The organism is Erwinia sp. (genome assembly GCF_031978025.1).
GTDB lineage: Bacteria > Pseudomonadota > Gammaproteobacteria > Enterobacterales > Enterobacteriaceae > Erwinia.
Genome location: NZ_DALZCD010000063.1, coordinates 1 through 18,262, shown reverse-complemented (window position 1 = coordinate 18,262; position 18,262 = coordinate 1). Strand labels below are relative to the sequence as shown.

Below are 18,262 nucleotides of genomic sequence, written 5' to 3'. Positions count from 1 at the left end.
CTTTTAGCGCGGCCCGGTTGAGCAGCGCGCGGTCATACAGATGCAGAACAAATACCGGGGTGTCGGGCGCCGCCTCGTTAATTTCATCCAGCGTCGGCATGCGGCGCTCGGCAAACTGGAACTCCGTCCAGCCCCCAATCACTCTGACCCACTGCGGTGACGGCGTGCGCAGCGCCTGTTCCTTCAGCATCCGAAGCGCATCAGACACGGAAGGGACACCTTCCCAACGCAGTTCAAGGTTGTAGTTCAGCCCACCGCGGATCAGGTGCAGATGCGAGTCATTCAGGCCCGGAACGGCAGTGTGGCCCTTCAGGTCAATAACTTTGGTGCCTTCGCAGTGATGCTGCATAACGTCAGTCAGGCTGCCTGCTTCCAGAAACTTACCGTCGCGGATGGCCACCGCATCTGCAACAGGGTTGGCACGATCGACGGTGTGAAATCGACCATTAGTGAGAATGACGTCGGCTTTACCAAGGGTAACCATAGGAGCTCCTGAAGAGGGAATGTCCGCAGCGGGAATCACCACTGCGCACAGATATTTCCTGCCGTAAAGCAGGCTATTGGGATGGCGAGATTATGTTCAGGAGCTTGGGAAACCGTCTAGTTATACAAAGGGATAATATACGTTCGTATAGTTATACCTATAGATAATAGTTTGAAAATAAAAAGGTTCTTACACTGTTTCCAGACAGTTACCCGGCGTGACGACGGCAAGCAGCACAAGGCTTGCTGGTTAGCAGGGATGCAGTTGATTCACCGCCGTTAACGCTTTCTACGACCTTAGCAACCTTAACCTCAATGGGCAAAAACATGACTAATCGTAAACTTGAAGTACTGACGCCGCAGAACTGCCAGATCATTTTTATCGACCAGCAGCCCCAGATGGCTTTTGGCGTTCAGTCAATTGACCGTCAGGTGCTGAAAAATAACGTTGTGGCGCTGGCGAAAGCGGCCAGGGTTTTCAATATTCCGACCGTACTGACCACCGTTGAGACCGAAAGCTTTTCTGGCCACACCTTCCCGGAGCTGCTTGATGCATTACCGGGGCAGGATATTCTTGAGCGCACGTCAATGAACTCCTGGGACGATCAGAAAGTCCGCGATGCACTGGCGGCCAACGGCAAGCAAAAGATCGTGGTTTCCGGTTTGTGGACCGAAGTCTGCAACAACACCTTCGCTCTGTGCGCGATGCTGGAAGGGGATTACGAAATTTACATGGTTGCTGATGCATCAGGCGGCACCACCAAAGAAGCGCACGACTTTGCTATGCAGCGCATGATCCAGGCTGGCGTGATCCCGGTAACCTGGCAGCAGGTGATGCTGGAGTGGCAGCGTGACTGGGCGCACAAAGAGACCTATAACGCCGTTATGGACATTGCCAAAGAGCATTCAGGTGCTTACGGCATCGGCGTTGATTACGCCTATACCATGGTACACAAAGCACCTTCGCGTCAGAAAAGCGAGCATCGTACTCTGGCTCCGGTGCCTGCGCCGGTACGTTAATGGGTCCGGCTGGCTCTTCTCAGGGCCAGCCGGCCATGAGTGAAAGGAGGGCCTGTGGGGCCTTTATTAATTTCTCTGGGTGCAGGTGCGCTGATCGGTTTACTGTATTCGCTGCTCAGGGTGCGCTCTCCGGCTCCGCCTGCCGTGGCGCTTGTGGGCCTGCTGGGGATGGTCATCGGCAGTACGCTGGGCGGTAAACTGCTGAACCCTGTCTCAACCGTCCGGACACCGTCTGGCATGCAAACTCAGGCGACAGCAGAGAAGCGCTCCTCGCCCCCATCCCTCGTAAAACAGGCAGGCTGAATATGGTAAAGGCATATGCTGTTTCGCTGGCAGCAGGCGTTCTGGCTGGCATTATCTATGCCATTCTGGACGTCAATGCGCCGGCTCCGCCGATTGTGGCACTGGCGGGCCTGGCAGGTATGCAGATCGGCGAACATATTATCCCGTTGATGACGCGGCTGATTAAACGCCAACCCGTTAACCTGCGCTGGTTTCGCCATGAATATCACCATAAAATCGGCGATAACCCACCGTCTTCAGGCGACTAACTCTTCTAAGGAAGCGCCTCCCGGTGCTCTGGCTTTATTTAAGGAACATAGCATGCAGCTGCCGCAGCGCATCGTCGTTGTTGATGATGAACGTTCTGTCCGCACTGGCCTGGCCAACCTGCTCCAGTCTGAAGGCTATCTCACTGATGCCTTCGAGTCGGCAGAATCTCTTCTCGGTAATGAAGCAGCGATGGCGACGGCCGCGCTTTTCATTATTGATGTGCAGCTGAAAGGCATGGATGGTTTTGAGCTTTTCATCCATCTTACCCGGCGGCTTGAGAAGCCGCCGGGTATTATTATTTCCGGTAATGGCGATGACAGCATGTTGCGGTATGCCTTCGATCTGGGCGCCATTGCGTTTTTGCCAAAACCTATCGAAATTGATATTTTGTTTGAACATATCCGTCAGGAGTTCTCCTCAAAGGCCGCCCCTCAATGAGTACGGATCCGCAAGCGTTGAATACCGCAGAAAGCAGTGAAGTGGTGCTGTCAGAAGATATTGTTTTCAGCCAGCTGGCGCAGGAAGGGGATATCGACTGGCTTTTGTGCCGGCACGCCACCACGGGTGAAACCTTCGTGCTGGCCACCGCGGCCAGTGAAGCCTCGGTTTTTCAGGTCACGCAACTGCTTAAAAACGAATATGCCCTTCGCGCCAGCCTGGCGGAAAGCTGGGCCGTGAAGCCTCTGCGGCATACCCTGTTTAAGGGACGCTATGCGCTGCTCTACAAACCGTTTAATTACCGTACGCTGGCGGACGTGCTTTGTACGCCGCCCGGCAGCATCCCTGAATTTCTTGGCCGCGCTACCATGCTCTGCCATGCGCTGGGCATGGCGCATCAGCAGGGGCTGGTCCACGGCGACATCAAGCCGGCAAACTTTTTTTATGATGATGAGGGGGCCGTTTATCTGGGCGGCTTTGGCCTGTCATTCATCGATAATACTTTACTTCACTCTTCCCGACTGCCGGCTGCAGGGGGAACGCTTGCCTACATGTCTCCCGAACATACTTCCCGTTCTGCCCATCCCGTCAGTCGCATAAGCGATCTGTACAGTCTCGGGATCGTGCTTTATGAATTGTTGACCGGCAGGCTGCCCTATGGTCGTGCTGAGGGCAGACATGCTGAATGGGTGCATCATCACATCGCCTCCGAAGCGTTACCGCCTCACCATATACGCCCTGAAGTTCCGCTCGTGCTGTCATCAATCGTGCTCAGGCTGTTGGCCAAATCGCCGGAATACCGCTATCAGACGGTAGAGGGCGTCCTCGCCGATCTTGGCCGGTGTGCGGGAACGCTGATGCCGGACGGTCTCATTGCGCCTTTCCCGCTGGGACTACAGGATGCCGGTTATGCCCCCGATGCCCAGTGCACAGACCATCCGCAGGCAGCGGCCATACTGGCGGCTTTTGATGAGGTCAGCAGCAGCGGCAAACACAGCCTGGTGGCAATAAGCGGCGCGCCCGGCGCCGGGAAATCTTCGCTGATCGGCTCCTCGCTCAAATTATTACGTAATAAGAAAGCACTGCTCACCGTGGTGAAGGCCGATCAGCACTCGCCCGTCCTGCCTTATGCCGTTTTTACCGCCGCATTCAGAACGCTGGTGCTGCATGTGCTGGGCCTTCCTGCTCAGGAAATGACGTACTGGAAAACGCATATCACGCACCTGCTGGGGGAATATGTCGGCCTGGCGGTAAATCTGGTCCCTGAGCTGGGCATTCTTCTCAGCCAAAAAGCAGCCGTTCAGATGCACCCGCATCCTCTTGATGCAAAAGATCGTTTCAATCTGGTTGCCTGCAACCTGGTAAAGGCGTTTACGGCCTCCGGATGCCCACTGGTGATGCTTATCGATGATGTGCACTGGGCCGATCGGGCCACGCTGCTTCTGTTACAGAATCTGCTGAGCTTAAGCGAAGATATTCCTCTGCTGCTGGTCATCACGTACCGGGACAGCGTCTCGCTGCCTTGTCCCACTATTGTCAGCAATCTGGACCGCATACGGGCCTGTGCCGCCCGCATTACCGATATCACCCCGGAACCGCTCTCAGAAAAAAGCATTGCGGACTGGCTTGCGGGACGCTTTCATACCCGCAGCGCGGCAACGGCTGAACTGGCTCAGGTCATCCACGAGAAAACGGCCGGTAACCCCCTGGCTATCCGTGAGTTTTTCCGCCAGGCCGTCCAGGACGGATTAATTACCCACCATGCGCCGTTAAAATGGACCTGCGACCCCCTGGCTCTTAAAAACTGCCACTACACCGCGAACGTTGCGGCCAGCGTTTTGCAGCACCTGACCTCGTTGCCGCTGCCCACACGGCTGCTTCTGGGCAGGCTGGCTTGCCTGGGAAGTGCCGGTGGGTTGGACGTATTGAGCAGAATAATCGCTGTGCCTGCGCCGGAGATAGAGCAAACGCTTTTGCCCGCCGTGACGGCCCGGCTGATAAAACTGAACAGAGCAGGGTATGCGTTCATGCATGACAGCATGCATGAGGCGGCGCTCAATCTTGTAAGCGAGGCGGACAAAGATGACTTCCACTATGCCGCAGCGCTGCATTACATTCACGCATCCAGCCTTGATGTAACCAACGCTTTGCTTTTCAGCGCGGCGCATCATTTGCTTGCCGTCAAAACGCTTTCCCTGCTTACCCCGGAAGCCACGAGATTTTGCCAGCTGCTGCTCAAAGCCAGCAGGCGCGCAAAAAATATCGGTGATTACGTTTCAGCGCTGCGCTATCTGCAAACTGCCCATTTGCTTAATCAGGGCGCGGGCAGGGCAGAGAGCGCCGAGTTTCTGCTTGAGGAAGCGGAGTGCGAATTTCTTAACGGTAATCTGCCTGCCGCGCTCGAATTAAGCGCAGCGATCCACGCTTTACCCGGTGACGTGGCGGACAAAGCGGAGGCTGCCTGTCTGATTGCTGAAATTCATATGCGTCAGTCGGACAGCAAGCTTGCGCTGGAAACGGCACTCTCCTGGCTTACCGTGTTTGGTATCCGGCTGAACCGCAGCCCGTCTCAGGAAGAGTGTGATGCGGCAAGGATGACCCTCAAGGAAGACGTAGGTAAAAATCCCTATACCCGTTTCCGTTCTCTGCCGCTGGTTAGCTGTAAAAACACCGCCGCCGTAATGAACCTGCTGGCGAGTGCCAGCACTTTTGCCGCCTTTATTAATCCGCCGCTGCACTTTATGATCCTGTGCAGGCTGCTTCATCTGACGATGGCGCGTGGCATAAGTGGGGCTTCCACGCTGGCGCTGTCCTGGTACGGTGTCGTGTGCGGCGATCGGTATGATGAATACAGCCGGGGCTTTGCCAGCACGCTTCTGGCGCGGGAGCTGGTCTATAAACATGACTTTGTCAGCTTTAAAGCCCGTACGCTGCTGCCCCTTGATCAGGTCAGCGTCTGGACGATGCCGCTAACGTATGCCATTGAACGGGCAAAAGCCGCTTTCGACGTGGGCGTGGAAACGGGCGATCGGACCTCAGCCTGCCTGGCGTTGCGTCATATCATTATGAACTCTCTTGCCCGGGGCGATCATCTTGACGGGATACAGACGTCCATCACCCACGGCATGTTGTTTGTCAAAAAGGCGCAGTACAGCGATGTTGAAGTAATCCTGAAGATGCAGCTGGACTACGTTCTTTTTTTGCGTAAGCCTGGGGACCATCCCTTCACCGGAAGCAACTTCCTCACGCCAGCGCTGGCGGTGGTTAAACCTGGCAATGCCGTCGAACCCATGTATCTGATGCAGTTTTGGTCTCATCTTTATAAGGGAATGGCGCACTTTTTCGCCAATGAATACGCAGAGGCAGAACGCTGGTTTAAAGGTGCCGCACCGTTTACCGCGCTTATTCCGGGGCATGTGCACATGCTCGATTTTCACCTTTACAGTGCGCTTTCCGTCACGATACCCCGACCGTCTGCATCAATGACCGCCCCCTTACGGCTGCAGTTAAAGCCGCACCTTGACCGGCTCGTGACGTGGTCAAATGAAAATGCAAAAACGTTTTCAGATAAGGAAGCGCTGCTGCGCGCGGAGCTGTTACGTCTTGAAGGCGAAACGGCGCAGGCATCGGAACAGTATGAGAAAGCGATCGTGCTGTCACGCGAAGGGCAGTTCCACCCTGTTAACGGGCTGGCCTGCGAGCTGGCCGCGCGTATGGCCTATGCCAGAGAAATGGCCTTTGCCGGAGATGCCTATATACAGGGCGCCATCGCAGCCTGGGATCGCTGGGGAGCAGGTGCTAAGGTTCGCCAGCTGGAGACGAATTATCCCACGCTTGCCTGCCATACGCCCCGGACTGCGCTGAGCACGGTATCGTTTGAGCAAAGCGCGGTTATCAACGATCTGCAAAGTATGGTGACCGTAATGCGTGCGCTTACGGAAGAAATCAATCTGGACCGGCTTATCCATATTTTGATGATGATGCTGGTAGAGCGCGCCGGGGCGCAGCATTGCATGCTGATCCGCCTGATTGACGGTAAGGTGCCCGAAATCCAGGCGAGAGCGTCCACGACTGCCGAAGGCGTTAAGGTCAGCCTTGTCCGGGCGCTACCGGTAGCCACCGACCTTCCTCTTTCGGTTCTTTCTGCAGTGATCCGGACCGGACAGGAAATTCGTACCGGTAAACCGGAGGTCTTTAGCCCGTTCAGTCAGGATAACTATCTGGTCGCATCCGGTGCTGCGGTCATGTGCGTGCCGATGTTCAGGCAGGCGCAGATGGTAGGCGTGCTTTATCTGGAAAATCGGCTGATGCCCGACGTGTTTACCGCCGATCACTCGCGGATAGTTTCCATGCTGGGGGCACAGGCTGCCGTCTCGCTGGAAACAGCCCGGCTGTATGCCGAGCTGGTGGATGAAAACATTCAGCGCCGCAAAATTGAAAAACAGCTGCGAGCCAGCCAGACCTCGCTAATGCTCGGGGAAAAAATCAGCCATACCGGCACCTGGCACTGGTACCTCGAATCCGACATTCAGTATATTTCTGATGAATATAAACGCATCATGGGGCTGCCTGCCGGGCAGGTCGCGACCTCCATGGCCGAATTCCAGCGGCGCGTGCATCCGGATGATATTGCCTGTCTCAGAGAGCTAATCGAAGCCAGCGTCCGCCAGGGCGTGACCATGCAGGCTGAATTCAGGATTATCCGGGACGATGGAGAGTGCCGTTATATCAAAGGGATCGGCGAACCAAATGAAAACTGGCCGGAAGTAGCAGAATATTTTGGTACGCTCACGGACATTACCGTACAGCGCCAGTCAGAGGATGCGGTCAGGATTGCTCAGGCGGAGCTGGCCCGCGTGGCACGCGCAACAACCGTTGGGCAGCTGACCTCTTCTATCGCCCATGAAATCAATCAGCCGCTCATGTCTATCGTGGCCAATGCCGGTGCCAGCCAGCGTTGGCTTAAGCATCACCCCGCGAATCTGGAAAACGCCAGTAAGAGCCTTGATGAGATCATTCATGAGGGGCGCAGAGCCGGTAATATTATTCGCGGGCTTCAGGCGCTTACGCGCAATCAGATAGCCCATTTTGCTCCGGAAAAAATGCACCGTATTACACGGGATATTATCGTGCTCTCTCGCCTCGAACTTGAGCGCCGTTTCGTCTCTCTTGAGGTAGACCTGAGCGCAGAAAATGACGCGGTCTTTTGCGAGAGCGTACAAATTCAGCAGGTCTTGCTTAACCTGGTGATCAACGCTATTGAAGCGATGGCAAATAATGCCGGGGCGCGTAATTTACGCATCGCTTCTTCACAACCCACGGTAAATCTCATCCGTATCGAGGTGGCTGATAACGGGATGGGGCTATCAGATGAAGTAGCAGAAAGGCTTTTTGAGTCCTTTTACACCACGAAAGCTGACGGCATGGGAATGGGGCTGACCATTAGCAAAGAGATAATTAAACGCCACGGGGGAGAGCTGCACGCCAGAAATCGACCGGATGGTGGAAGTCTGTTCTGGTTTACGCTGCCCGTTGAGGAAACGGCTTAAGTCTGAGAAGGCCCCGCCTTTTTCGGCGGTGGCTCAGGCGCACCGGCATCAGAGAGATTCTGCTCTCTTTGCCGGAGGCTTACATTTCATGCAGCAGCCCCAGTTTTTCCGCGGTCCTGACCAGTTCAGAGACCGAGCGAACCTGCATCTTTTCCATTACCCTGCGCTTATGCACTTTAGCCGTAATTTCACTGATCCCCATCTCCGCTGCAATCTGCTTATTCAGCAGGCCTCTGAGCACGAACTGCATCAATTCTTTTTCTCTGGGAGTTAATGAAGCGTATCGCCCGGTAAGTTCTACCTTTTCCTGCGAGATCGCAGCGCTTTTTTCTGAAAGCGCCAGCGCATCCGCGACGATACGCAATAAATCGTCCGGCATGACGGGCTTCGTCAGGAATTCAAACGCCCCGGCTTTCATTGCCCTGACCGTCACCGGAATAGTGCCATAGCCGGTTAGAAAAATGGTGGGAATAGCGTGGCCGCGAGCGGTAAGATTAACGGAGACGTCAAAACCATCCATGCCGGGCATATTCAAATCCACAATGAGACAGCAGGGCGCGGCATAGGCTGGCTGGTTAAGGAAATCGGAGGGACGAGTAAAAGCCGAGATGAGATAACCTTCAGAACCCAGAAGGTTTTTCAACGAATTGATAACGGATTGATCGTCATCGACCAGATAAATTGTTTTATCCATAAATACTCATTTTGATTCTTACGAATTCTGTTTTTGCAGGCAATTAAACATACCATGAAACGTTTACGTATAGAATCTGTCAGGCTCATGTTAAATGAGGCCTTTTTTCGCTGCCCGACATCTTATCGTGCATAAATTTAGCAGTAAAATACATCTCTGTACGGTTTATATACGCCTGTATTTAAATCGAAGCGGCAAAAATACCGTGAATTATTATTTTGAATAAAGATGGGAGCACAGAATTAGTTCCCTTACACAGCCGCCGCACGGCTTTATTCATTCTGTATTTATTAACGCCAGCCAGTATCTTGAAAGACGTTGCCGCTGCTTTGCGCGTCAGGCTTGCCAACCATGCACTACAAAAAGTTGGCCTACAGACTTCTATCGACAATAGGACGGTTCCGCGCCCGCTTTTCAGAAAAAGTCGCAGAGGACAACGCATTTGTCAAAGCGGACACTGAAATCAGAAACGAGGCAGACATCAGTTCGTTATGCTTACAGGGGACAAGCGACCAGCGGTGGTAAAAAATGAGGGACAGTCATCGGATGGAGCATCAAAGAGAACCTGCCCGCGTTGGTAAAAAACCGGAATTATTGATCGGATGGAACACCAAAGGAAAATGCTAAATTTGAAAGCGAAGACACTATGCGCGCCAATATTACTGACGATCTGCTGAAAGGGATTGCCAGACCTTACCGTCCAATCACCCGCGACGCGATAGACACAAGGCCAGTTTCAGCGCGCTGTATCCGACCATGACCTTAGGATCCCCGTAGTATGACATTACAACAAAGCTGTGGGGGCATATTTTCTGGCCCGATAATGCGTTGAAACGCACGATTTTTTATATGACAGAAAACTCTGCATAGGGTGGAAAAGAATATGAGCCTGATGCAGGGGCCGGGCCTGATGCTGGCAATAAATTTCCCGGTGATGGCCCCAAATACAGTGGTAGAGGGTGACTGCATTGTACGGGTTATAATAATGACAGCATCCGGCCGGATGAGAAAAATACCCTCGTAAAAGCATTCTGCCCTGCGTAAATCCTCCGCGCGCACTCCACCGTAACTGCCCCTTATTTTTCAGTTTTTATCTCATAAAAAGTAAGGATAAAACAATAATTTATGTGTGTCAGGGATGGGTGATGCAGCTTCATTTTTAGCTCTCCGGGGGTAAAAGAGGTTTTGTCAGATAATGCCTCTGTATCCCCTCATCCGGGAAATCTGGCAAGCTCATCTGAAGCTGATAGCCGTGCTTCACGTAAAAAGGCAACGCCTGGAAACTGAATGTATCAACCAGCGCATGCCTGCAGCCTCTTCGCTCTCCTTCCTCCTCGGCCGACTTCATCAGCATACTTCCTAACCCCATCCTTCTGGCTGCTTCGCTAACCCACAAATAATCAATACAGAGCCATAACCCTCTATTAATTGCAATCAGTCCGCCTGTCATTGCACCCGATTCGTTCCGGCTGTAAACGCCGAACTGACCCCATACCTGGGTATTAATGAACTGGTTGTTATAACCGCGCAGTCCACAAAAAAGCGCTTCACGGTCGGAGTCGGTAATTTCTGATGCTATCTCTATCTTCATATTTTCCACCTTAATTTACTGTCAGTAACTATATTGCCATTGGCCAGCAAAAGCGGGGAGTGCATATTGCTGTTGCTTAACAACCCTCTGAAACTGGCCAGTGGGGTGTAGGGGGAGGTAAAGCGATACCTTACTAAAAAGTGATTTCTGCTTCTCTACACTGGTCGCTCTGTGCCAGAAGCGGACGTTATTACACCGTCTTGTATCACAGTCCGGTCTCTCAGAGTAGGTATATATCCTTGAAGTGTAAAACTGATATTATGATAAGTCATAGTGGTTTTTAGACGGATTTTAATCTATTGCTCACTAAAGACAGAATGTGTTCCCAATACACAAGATAGCAGGGGACAACCTTAACGATTTGCGCAGTAAAACTAACGGATGCGGCAAGGCGGAGGGGTCTACAGCCAGAGACAAGGTCAGTGAGGTAGGCTTTAATTGCCTGCACTCTTTTAAGTTACTGGCAAAAGCGTATTAGTGCCTATGCTTTAGCGAGTAAAATCGGCTTTGTCGCTGGGGTTGATGATGTGATTGTCGGCGAAATAATTTTTGCTGCAGGAAAGTTCAGGGGCAGGCATGGGGTGGCGTTTGGTATTACAACAGACAGCAAGTGTGCCGGTCAGGGACAGGAAAAGAGCTTATTCTTTTCTACCAGGGTTATGCTTTGGGTTGGTTAGCTGCCAGACGCATTGAATCAGAGGTTTTAATGATAACTTACCAGGGGTAAGTCTTTATAAAAAATTCATTATTTAGCATGAAGGAGGTAAAAAGCAGGCAGCTTTTAAAAATGACCGTTATCAGGATCTATTATGATTTTAATCAGTAAGCAATGCATGGCAACACCACTGAATTCCATGTATAATAGCCATCCTCCTTTTTAAATCAAGTGCTATATATGAATGACTTTTATACGCTATTAGAGGGTTTATTTAAACTTAGTCTCTCTCTCGCCTTTTTGGCTGGGTTTATCTATTGCATTTTCGATAAAAGTGCTTTTTCTCCCGGTAAAGGGAGCATTAAGCGGATCTCTGCTAAGGCACCCATTTTACGCATATTCAGTGTGTGTCGGGTTGATTATTATTATGATGAGGAATTTCTTTATCAGATGAAGAATACAGAAATAATCAATAAGGTCCCGTTAAAGAACATTGTAAAAATCAAAAAAACCACAACTAAACTCAATAACCGCTGGGTGTGGGCGGTGAGATATGCTACCGGGACTTATCAGGGAGAAAAGGAGTTCAGATTTTTAAATAACGTCACGTTGGTTAATCGTGATTTTTTAGGGTTTTTGGATGCCGTCAAAGCAGCCAATCCCGCCGCTGAACTATAAAAATGATATTACCCGGCAGGCGCCGCGAAGTGAAGATCCCGATCAAAACCGTTTTTCTGATGCTGACGGCGCTAATTGCACCGGCAATAGCCAAAGAAAGCGGCGCTCTTTTTAAGTCGCCCTGTGGCGATACGCTGACCTGTCGTACCCGCGTTTTGTAGGACTGGAAAAGGGGCGGCCTTGCTCTGCTTACCCGACAAGATGGCGCTTTCGGTGAACATCCGCTTTGTGCCAGAAGCGGATGTTGATGGCATTATTTAGCGGCAAAAATAATACCTGTAGAGGGACTCAGGAATCCTGGCGTGCTTATTCCTCATAATCGCACACGGTTAGCGTAGCCAGCTGGGGGTAGGTCCGTACAAAAGGCCCGTCAAGGCGTGCATCGGGGGCTTGAGATTATTTCTTTCTGATGATGAGGGCTGAGGGGACAAAACAGATTTTGCATCCACTTTAAGAGGAAATCCTGCCAATACGAACAAGGGACCCATGTATATTTCCGGACATAAACCTGCTCATACCCCTTCTTCCGGTGATTCCCCCTCCGGTAATATCTCTGCAGATAACAACCACCTGACGGCGGGCGCGACCTCCGCCTGTGACAGCGAACCGGTGACAGAACATCCCTCCGAGACGGAACAACAGAGTCGCCTCCCAGAGGCAGATAAGAGCCTTTCCGGCAAAGGGAAGTTGCTCGTGGGGTACAAAGATGCGCTGTCTCGCAGCCTGGTGGAAGGTGATAAAAAACACCTGGCCAGGTTTGATAATAACCTTCGCCCCCCGTCGGCTTTTCTGCCACGGGCAGGCTCTTCACCTAATCTCTTTCAGGATAACGATGTTCTGAACGACTTCCGCAGGCAGGCTTCTGAGCATGGAAGACTTTATGGTGCCAGTGCAAAGACCGTCGGAAAAAATCAGCAAGCCTGGATTGATAAAAAAACAGGGAAGGGAATACTCAGCGGCACGCTCTGGCCCCACGATAAAGCAGTATGGAATACCATACCGGATATTAAAAATAACCCTTCCGCCGTTTTCATGCCGGGTTATGCTGTCGGCGATCGGTATTCTGCCATTTTGACAATGCTGACGTACCCGAAAATGAAGCTCACTATCGGCTACAGCGAGAAACATCCGGTACTGCCCGATGAAAAAAAATATGCTATGGAAGCATTTGAAATTATTACGGACGCGCTGGAAAAGTCCGGTGTGAGTCAGGAGGATATCAACAAACGGCTCTCTGTAGTGCGCTACGACGGTGAGACCCCGCTGAACCATATTAGCAGCAGTTTTAACGATGAGGAAAACCGAAAAAACTTCACCCCCATACAGGGAGAAAAATCCGCCATCTGTGAACCACTGACTGCCTCACCCGACAGCCATCTTTTCCATATCTCCGCCACGACGGTAATGATGGCAAAGCACTGGGAAGACAATGATGATCCGATACGTTCCGGCGATGAAATCAGAAAGCTGGTTTACGGTCTGGTTAATGAAGAGGCCCGGGCAGAGCTCGACAGCCTTGTCGACAGCACGATCAAGGAAACAGGTCTGAAAGATAATTCCGTCTTGTTGTGGAAAACAAACAAGCCATTTGAGACGCCAGTTCGTGACGCCGCTTCTGCCCGTCAGAAAGAGGCATTTGCCAACCCCCGTATGTTTGAACTTATCCAGGCCGCGCTGGAAAAGCAGGGGACGCCAATAGCCTATATCGGCGACGGCTTTCGCAATGAGTACAAAAACCGCACGGAAGATCGTCATCCCTGGGAAGATCGCGGTACACCTGACCTCAGCAAATTCTGGCAAAAATCAGGGCTTCTCAAGGAGCGCGTCAATCAGTGGTATTTCCTTGATCAAATAATGCAGAAATCAAGCGGGAAAGCCTTTATCGGTGTGCGCAGCGGCGCCCTTGAACCGCTGAGTCTGTTAGGGCATAACGTGGTCTATCTTGAACCTAAATCCCTGTTTACGCCTGAACGGCATGCCCCCTGGCAGGGACGCATCCCCTACAACCGTCTGATTACTGAGGCATCAGCGGGGTATGTTGATAATGACACCGAAGTGGAACTGAAGAACCTGGGGAAAGAGATTGTAGCCGACAACGTCAGTGCCAAACTTTCTCTCGGGCCGGGTGACCATGAGCAGAAAGCGCTTGTTAAAAGTCTGTCAGAAACAAATCTGGCTGGTCAGGAGAAAATTGCCCGGCATGAACGCATTGAAAATAATATCGCACAGGGCATTCTTTCGCCGGCAGAGCTCAGCCTGATGTTGCGTATGGTCGATACCGGCCAGCCTGCGCATTTACTTCTCGACAGTGAAAGTGGACTTATAATTCTATAAAGCAAGAGTAGAAATATGGTATAAAACCTAAGAGTTTTGTCATGTAATATGTTTGAAATAATAAAAATAAAAAGTACAGGTGAAAGCCTGTGCTTTTTATTCAAAGCATTGACAAGCTTTAATTAAATTAATATATTTTATTTATGTCTCAAGGTCGAGGCTAACTTATCTAAAGGGGAGTTATATGTTTAAAAAAGGATGTATCTAAAAACTTTTTTCCTTTTCAATCTTTTGGCTTGTAGGGATATTGGGTATGAATTTTTTATTTCAATAAGGATTTTGATTTTTCAAAATTAACTCAGATTTTTGAGTTGGCTAATGCAATAAGTGCAATCATTTTGTGTTCAATCCCTATCGCTGCCCCTACTTATCTGATGTATTAAGTTTGCGTGAGAATTAAGCAAGGTAGATTGCGCGCTGGTCAGCTTCCAGATTAGGATAGCGGTCGCGCATGGCTTGGGTGACTTCCCGGGCAGTTACTGGCCCCGCTTGTTCAAGCATATAACGGGAGATTTCCCATGAGGTGACTTTGGTGGAGGATGGGGTCAAACTCAATCCTCAATAAACACTAATTCATAGTTTAATTGCATAAATTATAGACAGTACTTTACTTCAAAAGCTACACATTGTTTGATGCAACGTTATGCCAGACAAGAAAAATTTTTACGCATCTTTCGAAACCGTGTTCCGCCCCGATCTGCGCGGAAAGCCCATTGTCGTGGTATCTAATAACGATGGCTGCGTCATTGCCCGCAGCGCGGATTATGTGGAATTAAAAGTCAGTGCTGTAAAATGCGGTGGCTTGCTGAGTGTTGGGAATGACTTTTTCGGGAAGAAGGCACAAAGGCTCTTACCTGGCACTATCTTCATGCGACAGAACCCACAAAAGGCTGTCTCATCGTGACCTTTGCTACAGTGTCAAAAAATATAACTGAAGCAAAGGCTGTTCTTTTGTTTATGAGGTCACACCGTTATATTATTCCGGTCTTACAAACCCAATGCACAGTGGATAACCTTTATGCCGCTTATCCTGGTGAAAGGTTATCCGGCTAATCGCATCCAGCTTTATCTGCGGCCACTGCGCCAATACCTTACTAAACGAGGCATCCGTACAGTTTTTATCTGAATGACCAATCAGTAATGCGCCAGAATGCGCAATCTCTGCATAACTGATCTCCGCATTGTAGATATTTGGTTCTGTGCTGTTGCTCCAGGGAGTAATGGTTTTAGGTCCTGACGGCGCGTAAAAGAGAAGCCAGTCAGCCAGATATTCCCCACCGACCAGGCGCAATGGTGTGCCGTAGCGTTGGAGCCATAGCTGGTCAACTTTGTGGCTAAAGGGGATAATTCCACTCATTTTTTGTCCGGCATTACGCACGTTAGCGGCCATGACCGCGCTGTACCCCAGCAACATCAGTGCCGCAGTACCGATAAGGGCAATACTGGCCCCACTGGCCGGTTGCTCGTTAGGCGTGGTGACACATCCGACCAGCAGCGCTGGAGCCAGGATGAAAAACGGCTGTAACCATTCCGTCAATCGCCCGCCATGATGAAATAAGAACCACAGGCAAATGGGGAACAGTGGCATTAAGCTGACCAGCAGCAGGACGCGTTTATTGGTATCGACAGGCCAGCGGAGCTGAATGTGGCTGCGGCGTAGGATCCACCATAAGAACAGCAGCGGGTAGTAGATGCTCAGCAATTTTATGAACAACGCCGGGTTAAACTGACGTTTTATCTGTGTATCCACCCAGTGGAAGGCTGCAAAATTGTGCTCCCATAACCACGCCAGGTTTGGTGCAATAATGGCGAGACCCGCAATGAGTGCCAGATAGAACAGCGGTTGACGGTAACAGACCCGAACTTTTGGCACCATAATCGTCGCAACGAAGGCTGAGCCGACAAATGCTAGCGTTGAGTACTTCGCCATCGAGGCCAACCCTGCTGTTATCGCGAATGCCAGCCACCAACCGGTGTGACGGGTGATTGCATAGTAAAAGAACAACAACATCCATGGCCATAGCATGATCAGCAGGTAGTTATCGTTATAACTGATGATGTCGAAGTTAATGATCCCTGAAAGATTAAGGGTGAACAGGGCAAGCCAGGCGAGGCGTTCGCTACCGCTCAGGCATTTCGCAAGTGACCAGCAACCCACCATCCCAACGGCAATGGCCACAAAATGGGTGATGTACCAGTAAGCGCTTAGCGAGGTACCCGAGAACCACAGCGCAGGGCGCAATACCATGCCAACCAGCCAGGGATTCTTTGGTGAACCCCATTCTGCATTTTGTGCCCAGTTCAGTGCTTCAACGGCATCGTAGGGGACCGAGGGGTCGAAAAAGATAGTTGCCACGCTCCATAAAAGTGCGTATGCCCCCACCCACACGATGATAAGCAAGCGACACATATGTTTTCCTTAACGTAAATGAATACAAAATACCCCTATGTTGGAGAACAAAACCCAAATGGCAGTTAAACAGAATTGATTGGACAGTGGATGGTTTTTCCCGAATTAAAGTCGTTGAACCTCCAGATCAGTGCAAGAATGAGTGATGTTAGAAGGCGTATGTTAAATTATCAAACTTCTCTTTTTTTATCCGGTGTTTCAATATTTCTTAATTTATCTAACAGATTATCCATTGCTCCAATATCATTTTCTACCGCCGCCTGCTCATCGTCTGTCAACGGGATCTCCTGCATAAGTTTGAGTAAATTCTGACGGCCTTCGATATATTGCGCTGCTGATGAGGACTTAGGCAGATAAAACGAACATTTCGCACAGGCCATGCGATGGGGGCACTGCTCAAAAAAGTCATAGCTGCACAGACCGTGCCCCAAATCATAATAGCGCCAGGGTTTGCCCTGATGGATCTGTCCGGCGCTAATGGCCCCCTGATCGATGAGCACTGATACCATACGGCGGTTTCGCTCAAAGTACCCGGCTCTGGATAACGCACCGGCAAGTCTGGTTGGTGTGATATCGACATAATGTTGCATGGATTCAGGTGAGGCATGACCAAGCCAGCGCTGCAATTCGAATAACCCAAGCGGCTATTTCGCATTAAACAACTGGCTGGCAATGGTTGCCCTAGCCCTGTGGCTGGTGATTGCCCCCCTGGCATCCTCGTTCGGAACGCCGGCTTTACGGCAGAGCATTGGGATCAGCGATTTATTGATATAGCTGCCGTGGATCCGGTGACCTCTGTGCATAAAAAGGTAACTGACGAGTTCGCCGGTTTTCACATCAACCAGAGCGGGCTGCCTGTGGCGCTCTTTTTCCCAGCGTTCAATGAGGTTCCCCACAACAGGATCAACCGGCTTAGTGAACGCCGTACTTGTTTTGTTGACCGGCACGTCCAGCAGGCAGACTCGTGAGCCATCCTGTTGCTGAGATAGAAAACACCACCGTTAACTTTCCTGTCTTAAAATCGTTTCACGACAGGAAATTAATCACTATCGAAATCAGAGATAGGATAGGTAACCTTTGCACTGAGCTTTCTTTCAAGCCTGGTTTATCTGTCTCGCGTATTAAAATCAGATGTAAGCCGCAATGCTATATCCTCTACAATGGTTTTGAAGACTACCACCTGGTGCTATCCGATCTGATTAAAGGCGAACGGGAGTTCATCACTCAGGGAGGGCTTAATCGTAAAGGCTTCAATCGTTTTATCAGAGAAGTTGAGAACTACCTGACCTCTCTTCAGAACGATACACGGTTTGCTTAAAGGAGAATATTTTATGGAAGAAATGATTCAGAGAGTATTACTGGCACTTCATAAGGATAGAATAGAAAATATCACTCTGATAACAAAAAAGGATAAAGTGATTTTTAAATATATTAATCCTCACTCCATCGATTCAATAGCATTAACAATGAGTGAAAAGTTTTCTGTTTTATCAGATGTATTCGGGGGTGGGGATTTCCATGATTTTGAAAATCATTTAACTGTTTTTTTAAATCAGATGAAAGTTTCAGAGCGAATCAATGTTGATAATATTTTAATTGTTTAGTTATTATCTATTGACTAATGCTATATAGTAATTCTCATGCATAAAGAAAAGTTAGTTTACTCCTTTCTTTTTTTGTTAAAAAATATCTAATAGCAATAGTAATTTCCCTTTGGTTAAAAATAAAACCTCATTTAAATGAGTTTTTATTTTTTTCATTTAATGTTTTTTTATCGTTTCCTATTTCAATGCTTATTGACCCATCTTTGTTATTTTCAACTCTCATAATCATTTTTTTATCGATACATTTATTTTCA

At 50.1% G+C, this 18,262-nt stretch carries 17 protein-coding genes and 1 pseudogene; 11 read left to right on the top strand and 7 right to left on the bottom strand.

Annotated features, from left to right (window positions below; all coding sequences use genetic code 11):
- Positions 1–484 (bottom strand): amidohydrolase family protein (locus tag RTK32_RS07265; protein ID WP_312042801.1); only part of this gene is annotated, 484 nt, incomplete at its 3' end.
- 326 nt (positions 485–810) lie between these two features.
- Here RTK32_RS07265 and RTK32_RS07260 point away from each other — a divergent pair.
- From RTK32_RS07260 to RTK32_RS07240, 5 genes are read left to right on the top strand one after another with little or no spacing between them, the layout of a single operon-like run.
- Positions 811–1,503 carry a hydrolase gene (locus RTK32_RS07260; protein WP_312042800.1) on the top strand — a complete coding sequence of 231 codons (693 nt, stop codon included), beginning with the start codon at positions 811–813 and terminating at the stop codon, positions 1,501–1,503.
- Positions 1,504–1,557: 54 nt separating this feature from the next.
- The gene (locus RTK32_RS07255) at positions 1,558–1,806 is read left to right on the top strand and encodes a DUF1427 family protein (RefSeq protein ID WP_312042799.1); all 249 of its coding nucleotides are present in this window, start codon (positions 1,558–1,560) and stop codon (positions 1,804–1,806) included.
- Between the two features lie 2 nt (positions 1,807–1,808).
- Positions 1,809–2,054, top strand: a complete 246-nt coding sequence (locus RTK32_RS07250; RefSeq protein ID WP_312042798.1) for a DUF1427 family protein — start codon at positions 1,809–1,811, stop codon at positions 2,052–2,054.
- Positions 2,055–2,106: 52 nt separating this feature from the next.
- Entirely contained in the window at positions 2,107–2,493 is a 387-nt protein-coding gene (locus tag RTK32_RS07245; RefSeq protein WP_312042797.1) for a response regulator, read from the top strand.
- Complete coding sequence (locus RTK32_RS07240) at positions 2,490–8,042, top strand: AAA family ATPase (protein ID WP_312042796.1); 5,553 nt, start codon at positions 2,490–2,492, stop codon at positions 8,040–8,042. The genes RTK32_RS07245 and RTK32_RS07240 overlap by 4 nt, the downstream gene beginning before the upstream one ends.
- Before the next feature lie 79 nt (positions 8,043–8,121).
- On the opposite strand, the gene RTK32_RS07235 is transcribed toward RTK32_RS07240, so the two are convergent.
- Both RTK32_RS07235 and RTK32_RS07230 read right to left on the bottom strand, forming a co-directional pair.
- Entirely contained in the window at positions 8,122–8,736 is a 615-nt protein-coding gene (locus RTK32_RS07235; protein WP_312042795.1) for a response regulator, read from the bottom strand.
- Between the two features lie 1,159 nt (positions 8,737–9,895).
- Complete coding sequence (locus RTK32_RS07230) at positions 9,896–10,327, bottom strand: GNAT family N-acetyltransferase (RefSeq protein ID WP_312042794.1); 432 nt, start codon at positions 10,325–10,327, stop codon at positions 9,896–9,898.
- An 895-nt stretch (positions 10,328–11,222) separates the two neighbouring features.
- On the opposite strand from RTK32_RS07230, the gene RTK32_RS07225 reads away from it, so the two are divergent.
- From RTK32_RS07225 to RTK32_RS07215, 3 genes are all read left to right on the top strand, one after another.
- Positions 11,223–11,660, top strand: coding sequence for a hypothetical protein (locus RTK32_RS07225; protein WP_312042793.1), 438 nt, complete (start codon positions 11,223–11,225; stop codon positions 11,658–11,660).
- Between the two features lie 29 nt (positions 11,661–11,689).
- Complete coding sequence (locus RTK32_RS07220; RefSeq protein WP_312042792.1) at positions 11,690–11,821, top strand: hypothetical protein; 132 nt, start codon at positions 11,690–11,692, stop codon at positions 11,819–11,821.
- Positions 11,822–12,146: 325 nt separating this feature from the next.
- Complete coding sequence (locus tag RTK32_RS07215) at positions 12,147–13,994, top strand: hypothetical protein (protein WP_312042791.1); 1,848 nt, start codon at positions 12,147–12,149, stop codon at positions 13,992–13,994.
- 396 nt (positions 13,995–14,390) lie between these two features.
- On the opposite strand, the gene RTK32_RS07210 is transcribed toward RTK32_RS07215, so the two are convergent.
- On the bottom strand, positions 14,391–14,543 hold the full coding sequence (locus RTK32_RS07210) for a hypothetical protein (RefSeq protein WP_312042790.1): 153 nt from the start codon (positions 14,541–14,543) through the stop codon (positions 14,391–14,393).
- 94 nt (positions 14,544–14,637) lie between these two features.
- Here RTK32_RS07210 and RTK32_RS07205 point away from each other — a divergent pair.
- Positions 14,638–14,757, top strand: a pseudogene (locus RTK32_RS07205) (hypothetical protein); the annotation flags it as partial.
- Between the two features lie 213 nt (positions 14,758–14,970).
- On the opposite strand, the gene RTK32_RS07200 reads toward RTK32_RS07205, so the two are convergent.
- The 3 genes from RTK32_RS07200 to RTK32_RS07190 form a co-directional block, all read right to left on the bottom strand.
- Positions 14,971–16,404 carry a glycosyltransferase family 39 protein gene (locus RTK32_RS07200; RefSeq protein WP_312042789.1) on the bottom strand — a complete coding sequence of 478 codons (1,434 nt, stop codon included), beginning with the start codon at positions 16,402–16,404 and terminating at the stop codon, positions 14,971–14,973.
- Positions 16,405–16,574: 170 nt separating this feature from the next.
- Positions 16,575–17,030, bottom strand: a complete 456-nt coding sequence (locus RTK32_RS07195; RefSeq protein ID WP_312042788.1) for an integrase — start codon at positions 17,028–17,030, stop codon at positions 16,575–16,577.
- Positions 17,031–17,048: 18 nt separating this feature from the next.
- The gene (locus RTK32_RS07190; RefSeq protein ID WP_312042787.1) at positions 17,049–17,351 is read right to left on the bottom strand and encodes a hypothetical protein; all 303 of its coding nucleotides are present in this window, start codon (positions 17,349–17,351) and stop codon (positions 17,049–17,051) included.
- Positions 17,352–17,368: 17 nt separating this feature from the next.
- On the opposite strand from RTK32_RS07190, the gene RTK32_RS07185 reads away from it, so the two are divergent.
- Both RTK32_RS07185 and RTK32_RS07180 read left to right on the top strand, forming a co-directional pair.
- Positions 17,369–17,722: a hypothetical protein gene (locus RTK32_RS07185; protein WP_312042786.1), complete on the top strand. Its 354-nt coding sequence runs from the start codon at positions 17,369–17,371 to the stop codon at positions 17,720–17,722.
- A gap of 13 nt (positions 17,723–17,735) precedes the next feature.
- The gene (locus RTK32_RS07180) at positions 17,736–18,008 is read left to right on the top strand and encodes a hypothetical protein (RefSeq protein WP_312042785.1); all 273 of its coding nucleotides are present in this window, start codon (positions 17,736–17,738) and stop codon (positions 18,006–18,008) included.
- Positions 18,009–18,262 lie beyond the last annotated feature (254 nt).